Genomic DNA, 2,287 nt, shown 5'->3' with positions numbered 1-2,287 from the left:
CGTGTAGGCGTTGATCGTCCACTGCAGGCCGGAGAATCCCGCCTCGAGGTCCTCCCCGATCCGGCCGAGCGCGACGTTGACGACCGTCGCGTCGAGCATGGCCAGTCCCGACCCGAGGACGGTGGCCAGCAGGACCCATCGACCCGCAGCCGTGCCCATCGCCAGTGTCCCGGGCTCCTCCCGGGCGCTGTCGACGCTCACGCGACTGCGACGATCGACATCAGGTGGCGACGACCTCCACCCGCTGGAACTCCTTGAGCTCCGTGTAGCCGGTGGTGGCCATCGAACGCTTGAGGGCACCGATGAGGTTCATCGTCCCGTCGGCGACGCGGGACGGGCCGAAGAGGATCTCCTCGATCGTGCCGACCTGCTCGAGCTGGACGCGCTGGCCGCGCGGGAGGTCGGCGTGGTGCGCCTCGGCACCCCAGTGGAAGCCGCGACCCGGCGCATCGGTGGCGCGCGCGAACGGCGAGCCCACCATCACGGCGTCCGCGCCACAGGCGATTGCCTTCGACAGGTCGCCGGAGGTGCCGATCGAACCGTCGGCGATCACGTGGACGTAGCGGCCGCCCGACTCGTCGAGGTAGTCACGGCGCGCGGCCGCGACATCGGCCACGGCGCTGGCCATGGGCACGGCGACACCGAGGACGGTGCGCGTCGTGTGGGCGGCACCGCCACCGAAGCCGACGAGCACGCCCGCAGCACCGGTGCGCATCAGGTGCAGCGCCGCCTGGTGGGTGGCGCAGCCGCCGACGATGACCGGGACGTCGAGCTCGTAGATGAACTCCTTGAGGTTCAACGGCTCGGCCTGGCTGGAGACGTGCTCGGCAGAGACCGTGGTGCCGCGGATGACGAAGAGGTCCACGCCGGCGTCCGTGACGACCTTCGCGAACTCCTTGGTGCGCTGCGGCGACAGCGAACCGGCGACCGTCACACCGGCGTCGCGCATCTCGCGCAACCGGGCGGTGATCAGCTCGGGCTTGATCGGCTCGGTGTAGATCGTCTGCAGGCGACGCGTTGCCTCCTCGCCCTGCAACCCGGCGACCTCTTCGAGCAACGGCTCGGGGTCGTCGTACCGGGTCCAGAGGCCCTCGAGGTTGAGCACGCCGAGGCCGCCGTGGCGACCGAAGGCGATCGCCGTCGACGGCGACATCACCGAGTCCATCGGGGCGGCGATGATCGGCAGCGTGAAGGGGTACGCGTCGATCTGCCAGTCGATGCTGACTTCCTCCGGGTCGCGGGTGCGCCGCGACGGCACGATGGCGATGTCGTCGAAGGAATAGGCACGGCGCGCGCGCTTCGCGCGGCCGATCTCGATGTCAGTCACTGGGGCAGCCTATCGGCCACGGAACGGCAGGTCCGCCTCCAGGGCGACGGCCTCACCCTTACGGGCGCCTTCGGTGATCTCGAAGCCGAGGCTGGCCTGCCAGACGTGGTCTCCGCCCGACGGCACCTGCGCGACCAGGACACCGCCGACCGAGCCCGTGCCCGAGTCGCCGCGCTCGAGAGCGACAGCCGGTGCCTTCCCGTCGAGCGTCGACCGGTCCTGGACGAAGACCGTCTCGAGACGCTGGGTGGCGTCGAGGATGCGCTCCAGCCGGAGGCGAGGCTGGACGACGGCATAGACCGACCCTTCGTCAGCCCAACCGGAATCGGGGGCATAGGGCAGCACCCATGCCGTCGTACGGCATTCGAGGAGCAGGTCCTCGCGCTTCCACACCGTTGCACCACAGGGGACGTCGATGCCGTCGGCGGCCGGGTCGTAGTACGCCGCCGCCGCGCCGTACTCGCTCTCTCCGCCGGTCGAGACCGTCTGCGCGACGCCGTCGTAGGTCACGCGCAGCTCGACGTCCTCACCGTTTCCGGGTACGACGACCCAGGCGGCCGCGTCGGCACCGGACTCGTCGTCGATCGTCACCAGGTCGATGGACCCCTCGTCGGTGACGACCTCCACCTCGGACTCCGCGGTGAAGCCTGCAAACGGGCCGGCGGGCTGCCTGGTCACCTTCCAGCCGATCGGGACGATGGCGCCGTTCCCCGGTGCGTCGACGCCGTCGACCTCGTCGACTGGCGATCCGACGGTGAACACGATCTCGGCGCTCGGGACCCGAACCGTGAGGTCGTCACCCTCCACGCCGGCGGGCCGCTCGTCCAGCACCCGACCGGTGTCACTGCCGCTCTGACACGCAGTCAGCCCCACGGCGGCGACAACGGCACCGGCGGTGAGGGCGACCAGATTCCTGACCGATGCCATCAGTGCGTGAGTTCCTTCATGCCAGCGACCTGA

The 2,287-nt window shown here is 70.2% G+C and carries 2 protein-coding genes and 1 pseudogene; all 3 read right to left on the bottom strand.

The features are described from left to right. A pseudogene (locus ACOADB_RS20315) lies at positions 1 to 201 on the bottom strand (MFS transporter); the annotation flags it as partial. A 19-nt stretch (positions 202 to 220) separates the two neighbouring features. After that, positions 221 to 1,327 (bottom strand): GuaB3 family IMP dehydrogenase-related protein, encoded by a 1,107-nt coding sequence (locus ACOADB_RS20310; RefSeq protein ID WP_378602685.1) that lies wholly within the window; start codon positions 1,325 to 1,327, stop codon positions 221 to 223. A 9-nt stretch (positions 1,328 to 1,336) separates the two neighbouring features. Further along, a partial coding sequence (locus ACOADB_RS20305) for a hypothetical protein (protein WP_378602683.1) occupies positions 1,337 to 2,287 on the bottom strand: 951 nt, incomplete at its 5' end.

The sequence above is a fragment of the Nocardioides sp. CPCC 206348 genome (genome assembly GCF_048654705.1).
Taxonomy (GTDB): domain Bacteria; phylum Actinomycetota; class Actinomycetes; order Propionibacteriales; family Nocardioidaceae; genus Nocardioides.
This window is presented reverse-complemented; position numbering and strand designations above follow the sequence as displayed.